Genomic DNA, 8107 nt, shown 5'->3' with positions numbered 1-8107 from the left:
CTCCAATTCCTTCAACCACAGCAAGGCTGTGGCCGAAACGCGCCTTGAAGGCAGCGTGTCCGGCGTGACCGTGCACGACATCGGCAACGTCGCCAAGAACTGGGGCAATGCCAATGGCGGCAGCGGCGGACGTGGCGGCGCCGGCTATGGTGGAAACGGCTACGGCGGCGAAGCTGGCGGCGGTTCCGGCAGCGGCGGCGACGGTGGCAATGGCGGCAGTGGCGGCGACGGAGGAAGCGGCGGCAGCGCCAGCATTGGCGATGCGACGGCCGGCGATTCGTCCAATGGCAGCGCGTCCATCGGCGACGCGACGGCCGGCGATGGCGGCCGTGGCGGTAACGCCAACGACATCCGTGGCGCGAACGGCGGCGATGGACGCGGCTGGGGCGGCGACAGCGATGCGACCGCCGGAAACGGACGCGGTCGGGGCGGCGATGCGGGTGGCTGGGGCGGCGATGGCGACGGTGCAACGGGCGCATCGGGCGGCGATGCAGGCAGCGCCAGCGGCGACACGGGTTCGATCGCGGACGCCTCCGGTGGCGACGCAGGAGCGGGCAGCGGGAATGTCCGCGAGCGTGGTGGCGGCGACGGCACCAGCGGCGACGGAACAGCAACGGGCGGCGCCGGCACCTCGGGGAATGCGACCTCGACCGGCGGCGCCAGCACTGCGACGGCCGGTGCCGGTACATCCGGTGACGCGACCGGGACCGGTGGCGACGGCATGGGCACCGGAGGTGCCGGCTCCGGCACGGGTGGCGACGCCACCGCCAGCGGCGGGGCCGGTTCGGGCATGGGTGGCACGGGCGGCACGCTGACCGCGACCGCCGGCGACGGTGGCGATGGCGGGGATGCCAGCAACGGCGATGCGAGCAACGGCAGCGCGTCCTCCACGGCCAGCAACGGCGATGCCACCGCCGGCAACGGTGCCAGTGGCGCGGTCGGTGCGACCGGTGGTGCGGGCGGCGTCGGCAACGGCGGTGACGGCAACGGCGGTGACGGCAACGGCGGCGTCGGCAACGGCGCGACCGGCGGTGCAGGCGGCGCAGGCGGCTCCGTCGCGGTCGACGCGGGTGCGTTCGACATGTCGAACAACATGACCAGCGTCGGGCAGTCGGCGGCCGGCATCATGGTGGCGGCACAGAACAGCGGCATGGCCTCGCTGATCCAGCAGGGCATCACCGTCCAAGCCAACCTCACCGTAGGCCCATAAGCGTTCCGTCGGTGTCCTGGCGATGCCGGGACACGCCGCGCGGACGCAAGGCGCCCCGCCGCTTCACGCGGGGCGCCCCATCGCCGCGCGGTGGACGCATGGCAAGGGAGACTGACCATGCATACGCACTACCAGACAGGGCTGCGCATCGCGGCCTGCGGATGGGTGTTCGCTGTCGGCGGCGCGTGGGCGGATGACAACGCCGTCGCGACCGTTCCACCCGTTGCGCCCGTCATCGACGTCGTGCCTGTGGAGGTGCCGCAGGTGGCGGTCAGCGGACTCGGGCGTGCCGTCGCGATCGATCGCCTGTCCGGTCTGCGGGGCGGCGATGCGACGCAGGTGGACAACCTGATCGACGTGGAAGGCTCCGTCGACGGCAACACGGCGCACCACGTCACCAGTGGCTCGAACAGCATTGCCGACGGCGCCTTCGGCAACGCCAGCGGCATCAACACGGTCATCCAGAACACCGGCAGCAACGTGCTCATCCAGAACGCGATGATCGTGACCGTCGATTTCACGGGCGGTCCGTAATGAAACGCGGCTCGCGGCGCGCGCACTGGCTGGCGCACGTCGCGCTGGCGTGCGCGTTTGCGACCCTCGGCGGCGCTTCCGCTGCCACCAGCGACCTGCGCGTGCCAGGCGGCGCCTATACCGTCCGCCTGACCAGCCTGAAGGAAGCCCGCTTCAAGACCACATTGCCGCAGCAGTACGACTTCAGCTGCGGCTCTGCGGCGACCGCGACGCTGCTGACGCACCAGTACGGTCATCCGGTCAGCGAGGTGGATGTATTCGTGCAGATGTACAACAACGGCGACCAGGCGCGCATCCGGAAGGAAGGGTTTTCGTTGCTGGACATGCGGCGCTACCTGCGTTCGAAAGGATACGAGGCGGACGGCTTCGAGCTGCCGCTGGACAAGCTGCAGCAGGAGAACGTGCCGGCGATCGTCTTGCTCAATGACCGCGGTTATCGGCATTTCGTGGTGGTGAAGGGCTTGCGCAACGGGCGCGTCCTGCTCGGCGATCCGGCGCGCGGAACGCGCGCGATGCCGCGTTCGCGCTTCGAAGCCCTGTGGGACAACCGGGTGATGTTCGTCGTGCACAACCAGCGCGAGCGCGCCCGCTTCAACCAGGCCAGCGACTGGAAGACCGCACCTCCGGCGCCGCTCGACATGGGAATCCAGCGCGATGGCCTGCGCAACGTTACCGTGCCGCGGCGCGGTCCGGGAGACATCTGACATGGACGCCAATCGTGTATGCGCATACCGCATCGCGATGATGCTGGCACTGCTGCTGGCGCCCCTGGGCGCGCGCGGGCAGGGCGGCGACCTTGGCGTCGAATGGCAACCGGTCGATCCCGGTCGCCTCGACCGGATGCGCGGCGGTTTCCAGATGCCGTCCGGCATGATGCTGTCGTTCGGCATCGAGCGCGTCGTGTACCTCAACGGCGAGCTCACCGCACGCATCGCCGTGCACGTACCCGACGTGGCGCGCCTTACGCCCGAACAGGCGCAGGCGCTGGCCGACTTCAACCGCGGTCTCGTCGTGCAGGTCGGCGATGGCAACCGCTTCGATCCCGTGAGTGCCGCCGGCGGCCTGGTCATCCAGAACACACTCGACGACCAGGACATCCGGACCGTCACCCGCATCGATGTCGGCGTGGACACCCTCGGCGCCTACCAGAGCCTCAATGCCGGCGATGCGCTGAACGACGCGCTGATCCGCGCACCCGGCGGTCCGTGAGCGACCACGCAATCCCGACCACCCAGCAAGACAAGGGGAACATCATGAAAGGGACGTCTCTGATCGAAGTCGCACCGCTGGCCTTGGCCGTGGGGCTGGGTGTGCAGGCCGGGCAGGCGAGGGCGCAGGATGTTCCGTTGCCTGCCACGCCGCCGCCGATTCCCGCACAGCCGTACGAGATCACGGCCGATGCGCGACTGGATGCGCTGCAGCGGCAGCTCAACGAGCAGAACCAGCGCCTGCAGCAGATGCGCGAACTGATGCACGCGCAGGAACAGCAGATCTTCAGCCTGCAGAACGCGCTGAATGAAGAAATCCTCGCCAATGCCCGAGCACGCGGGGCTCCCGCGCCCGTCATCGTCCCCTCGCTCAACCAGGCGCCGACGTTCCGCGACGCACCGGCCCCGACGCTGACCTACATCGTGGGACCATCGCCCGCGACGCCGCACGCCGGCGCGCAAGCGCAGTCCTCGTCGCCCCGGGCGGGCGACAGCCCGGCACCGGAGCGCGTGGGGCAGGCACCGGAAAGCGACTCGCGGCCACCCGAGGTCGCGCAGATCTTCGACCAGCCCGGCGTGCTGACGCCCAAGGGAAAGCTGGTGGTGGAGCCGGCCATCCAGTACGGGTACTCGGCGAACGACCGGGTCGCCCTGGTCGGCTACACGATCATCCCGGCGATCCTCATCGGCCTGATCGACGTGCGCCAGGTGAAGACGACCACCGCCGTCGCCACGCTGACCGGTCGCTACGGTGTCAGCCGACGCATGGAAGTCGAAGCCAAGCTGCCCTACGTCTACATCCACAGCGACACCGTCAGCCGCGAGATCTTCACCGGCTCCGCCCAGGACCGCGTCTTCAACGCGCGCGGCAGCGGCATGGGCGACGTGGAAGTCACCGGCCGTTACCAGCTCAACCGCGGGGGAGCCGACAAGCCGTTCTACATCGCGTGGCTGCGCTACAAGAGCCGAACCGGGCGGGACCTGTTCGACGTCACCACCGATTGCGTCACGCGCTGCGTGGCCAACACCACCGGCACCGGTCTGCCGCTGGACCTGCCCACCGGCAGCGGGTTCAATGCGCTGCAGCCGGGCATCACGTGGCTGTATCCCTCCGACCCGGTCGTCTTCTTCGGCAGCCTCAGCTACCTCCACAACTTCAAGCGGAGCAACGTATCGCGCCGGGTACTGGGCGGGCAGACCGAACTCCTCGGCGACATCGAGGCCGGCGACATCCTCGGCTTCAACCTGGGGATGGGCCTGGCATTGAACGAAAAGGCGGCCATCAGCATCGGCTACGACACCAGCATCGTCGGCAAGACGAAGCAGGATGGCGAGGACGTCGCCGGCGCCGTGCGCACCACGCTCGGCACGTTGCTGCTGGGCGCTACCTATCGTTTCAGCGACAGGATGTCGCTCAATGTGGCGCTCGGTGTCGGGGTTACCCGCGACACGCCGGACATGACATTCACCGCACGCCTGCCGATCAACTTCTGATCCGACGTGTCAGGCCGGGCGGCCCTGCCACCACAGCCAGACCGCCGCCGCCAGCATCAGCCACTCGGTCACCGCCAGGGCGAGCGTCGCGGTCTCCACCGGCCACCAGCGCATCAGCGCGGCACTGCGATACAGCACGATCGGAAGATACAGCGCCATCGCCAGGATCAGCCCGGTGCGCATCTGCTGCGTCCAGGCGAACCAGGCGAACAGGAACGCCAGCCCGAGCTGCAGGCCGCCGTAGATGGTCAGGTATTCGGTCTGTCCGGAGCGCGTCAGCGACGCATAGCCGATGGCCGTCGCGGTCCGCGCCGGTGCCAGCGTGCACCACGCGGCGAATACCAGGTAGATGATCGCGTTGAGGTACAGATAGGCGGCAGCCACGGGACGTCTCCGGCGGGATGGACCGCCATCTCGCATGGCGGCAAGTGATGGCAGGGTGAACGCGGCGAAGTCCGACGACACCGTGCGGCATGCCCCGATGGTTTCGCGCGGCCATGCACGCGAGCCTGCAGGCTCCACCGCCAGGAGAGCCCGCCATGCATCGTTCTTCATCGTGTGTTTTCCGCCTCGTGCTGGCCTGCGTGCTCGTCGCCGTGGGCAGTTCCACCTGGGGCAGCGACCCCGTCCACAAATGCCGCGGCAAGGATGGCCAGTCGCATTACCAGTCCGCGCCATGCCCGTCGACGCACCACACCGAGTGGGTGCGCGACTACCCGCCGGACCCCGCACGGCCCGTCGGTCCCGTCGTTGCCACGACGCCCATGCCGGCGCAGGCGGGTGCGGGGACGAAGCGCGCGCCGGCCAGGCAACGCCGGCAAAGTTGAGGGTCGGCAGGGATTCGTGAGAAATACAGCCGAATCCGCTTTAAGTTTTTGATGTTGCGTGCTTTTCTTCTTCACACGCCGCTGAGGCCACGAAGTGGCCTATTAGCACTTCGCGTCGAAACTGAATAGACAGAGTCCGCTACCCTCTCGGCTCGGCGATCTGCGTCCAGTGGGGCTCCAAAACGATCTCGGTGAATTGGAGAGGCGCGACCTTACGTTCCAGGTCGAGCGTGTAGTCTCCGAACCGATTGATGTGGCTGGTCCGATACGGCGACAAGCCGCCCAGAACCTCGGGATTCAACTCCATCCCCTCCTCCTGCAGGCTGGCCAACGTGCGTGTCATCTGGTCTACGTTGTGCAGGATGATCATATTGGCCACGAGCTGGTTGTACTTCACGACCTTTCGCTGCTCATGAAGCACGTTCTCGGCAATGATCCCTTCTCCGCCGAAGAAAACCCATTTGACGAAGCCATTGAACTCTTCGCTTTTGTTGGTGGCCGCCTGGATAGTCCGACGCATGTCCACGTCATCGATGTAGCGCAGCAAGAACAGCGTGCGAATGACCTTCCCAAGCTCCCGGAAGGCGAAGTACAACTTGTTCTTCCGGCTGTAGGTTCCCAGCCGGCGAAGGATCGTCGAAGCGGTGATCTTGCCCAACTTGATCGACACCGTGACCCGCAGCATGTCGTGCAGATGCGTTTCGATCAGGCCCCAGTCGATGCTGTCGCCGAACAGCGCCTGGATGTTCTTGTACGGGCGACCCGCCTCCGCGCGGAAGAAGGTCAGATCCTTGATGTTGCGAATACGTGGCATCAACTGAATGCCCAACAGGTAGGACAAACCAAAGACCGGATAACTCTGGGCCTGGGTATCCCCATGCACGATTTCAGGCTGGATATCAGACGTGTTGGCCAGCAATCCGTCCAGAATGTAGATCGCTTCGTGCACACCGCACGGAATGAAGTGACTGAACAGCGCCACGTACTTGTCAGAGACGTGGTAGTAGCCGATGCCGCCATAACCACCGTAGCGGATGTGGTACTCCGAGAGCAGGTTCTGCTCGTACATGCTCCACTTGGTGCCATCGGCCGACGCACTCTTGCCCGAGCCCCAGTAGCCAGGCAGATCGAACTTGTTGAACGTATTGATCACCTGCACGATCGCCTTGTCCAACGTGTCTTCAGTGACGTACTTGAGGTTAAGCCAGGAAATCTGGCGCCGACTGAAGCCCTTGATTGAGCGCGCAGTCTGGGTCGGGCCCAGGTTGCACCCGTAGCAGAACAGCGTAGTGATCACCCGGCGCATGAGATCGTCCACGCGCGCATTGGTGCCCGCAATCGGCCGGAAATGACGGTGCAGCTTGAGCCATTGAGCCGCATCGATCAGCACGTCTACGATACTCATCGCCGGCAGCCTCTCGGTGATAAGAGCATCGACCGTGGCAATGGCGCTGGAGATCTCAGGCCGTTGCAGCTTCCGGAGCACCAGGCGCCCATCCACCACATCGGCGTGGACGTTCTCCGGAAAACGTGCATCCACCGTGTCGGCCAGTGAGCTCAGCTCTTGCTGCAAATGGCGCACGAACTCGCTGGCCTCGGTGGCCAGACCAGATACCTCACCGTAGGCCTCCAGTTCCTGGGCGAATGTGGCCTCATCCACCAGTTGCTCTCGGTAATCGTCGTAGCGCTCCCCGTGGGGAATGAACAGATCACCGGATTTGAGTTCGTCTTTGATCTGGGCCAGCACAGCTAGCTCAAAGTACTTGCGATGCACCCAGCCCGGCCCCAGCGAGTCCGCTTTGCGGCCGAAGACGTGCCTGCGCCAGTTGACTGACAACCAGCCCAGATCCTTTTCAACATCCAGACCGATCGAGCTGGCCTCAATCATGTCCCGCCGCTGACCGCGGAGCGACAGCAGAGCAGCGATCATGCGTTCCATGCCCGCGTCCTGGCTGGTGGAGCGCAGTTGCATGATCTCCAGGCAGTTGAACAGCAACGGGCGGACAACGCTGTAAGGCTGGATCAGGAATGGCAGGTAGTTGCGGCCTGCGTACGCCATATGTTCATCGCATTCGGCCAGCAGTGTGGAAATGTCCGCCACCAGACTCAGTCCGATGGCATCCACACGCTGTGTGTCCGTTCCGTCGATCTGATAAGCCTGCAGGATCTCCTTGAGCTGCGCGATAAGCGTATCAGCACGCTTGCCGTGCTCTACTTGGTAGGCCAACAGTCTTTGCTGGGCCGTGTTCTCCAGGTTCTGCATCAGCCGGATGTACAGGTCGGCCGCATCGTCCAATGTCTTGGCGTACTGGGACCGAATGAAGATCGTCGCCAAGGCATAGCGCTTGGCCGGCTTGAGTTCGGCCAGTTCGCTGGCATCGAGCGCACGCGCCATGGCGCGGAACTGCTTCAGCTTCGGAACCGGAATATCCACGGCCGGCAACTGCTGGGCCAGATGTTGCAGGCGTTGGATATGTTGCAGATAAAAGCGCACTTCCTTATTGGTGGGCCGTTTGGGCTCGCGCTTTAGCGCATTCCAGCCGGTATATGTGGCATTGGCCGGTGCGGCCAACAGTTCCTTGATCAAGCTCTTGGCTGGCGCGGTCAAGGCCTCATTGATGCTGCGGTAATACTGCTCATGCACCTGCTCGCGGGCCTGAACCGCAATCTTCTCCAGCGTACTGAAGCCCGGCAGCTCAAAGCGATGGTGAACCAGCTCCTCCAGCAGCACGTTGATGATGTCGGCGATGACATGCTTGGTTTGAGCGGCGGCCTGGGCCACCGTTGCCAGCCATTCCCTCCCGCTGACATCCAGCGGACGAACGCGCAGGAAC

General features: G+C 65.4%; 7 protein-coding genes and 1 pseudogene. 6 read left to right on the top strand and 2 right to left on the bottom strand.

What is annotated here, in order from left to right:
- The 5 genes and pseudogenes from AC04L7_RS08040 to AC04L7_RS08020 all read left to right on the top strand — a co-directional run.
- Positions 1 to 1210 (top strand): annotated as a pseudogene (locus tag AC04L7_RS08040) (hypothetical protein); the annotation flags it as partial.
- 117 nt (positions 1211 to 1327) lie between these two features.
- On the top strand, positions 1328 to 1744 hold the full coding sequence (locus tag AC04L7_RS08035; RefSeq protein ID WP_435998442.1) for a hypothetical protein: 417 nt from the start codon (positions 1328 to 1330) through the stop codon (positions 1742 to 1744).
- Complete coding sequence (locus tag AC04L7_RS08030) at positions 1744 to 2448, top strand: C39 family peptidase (RefSeq protein WP_296281746.1); 705 nt, start codon at positions 1744 to 1746, stop codon at positions 2446 to 2448. The genes AC04L7_RS08035 and AC04L7_RS08030 overlap by 1 nt, the downstream gene beginning before the upstream one ends.
- 1 nt (position 2449) lies before the next feature.
- The gene (locus AC04L7_RS08025) at positions 2450 to 2953 is read left to right on the top strand and encodes a hypothetical protein (RefSeq protein ID WP_435998444.1); all 504 of its coding nucleotides are present in this window, start codon (positions 2450 to 2452) and stop codon (positions 2951 to 2953) included.
- Positions 2954 to 2997: 44 nt separating this feature from the next.
- Positions 2998 to 4446 (top strand): transporter, encoded by a 1449-nt coding sequence (locus AC04L7_RS08020; protein WP_435998446.1) that lies wholly within the window; start codon positions 2998 to 3000, stop codon positions 4444 to 4446.
- Positions 4447 to 4455: 9 nt separating this feature from the next.
- Here AC04L7_RS08020 and AC04L7_RS08015 read toward each other — a convergent pair whose 3' ends face one another.
- A complete protein-coding gene (locus AC04L7_RS08015) occupies positions 4456 to 4830 on the bottom strand; it encodes a DUF4345 domain-containing protein (RefSeq protein ID WP_436001006.1) in 375 nt (124 codons plus the stop codon).
- A gap of 155 nt (positions 4831 to 4985) precedes the next feature.
- Between AC04L7_RS08015 and AC04L7_RS08010 the strand changes: the two genes are divergently transcribed.
- Positions 4986 to 5273, top strand: a complete 288-nt coding sequence (locus AC04L7_RS08010) for a hypothetical protein (protein WP_436001131.1) — start codon at positions 4986 to 4988, stop codon at positions 5271 to 5273.
- A gap of 139 nt (positions 5274 to 5412) precedes the next feature.
- Here the strand turns inward: AC04L7_RS08010 and AC04L7_RS08005 are convergent.
- The coding region (locus AC04L7_RS08005; RefSeq protein WP_475512792.1) for a Tn3 family transposase at positions 5413 to 8107 on the bottom strand (2695 nt) is incomplete at its 5' end.

Source organism: Pseudoxanthomonas sp. LjRoot204_2 (assembly GCF_056175765.1).
The sequence above is the reverse complement of the archived record's forward strand: the minus strand, read 5'-3'. Positions and strand labels throughout refer to the sequence as shown.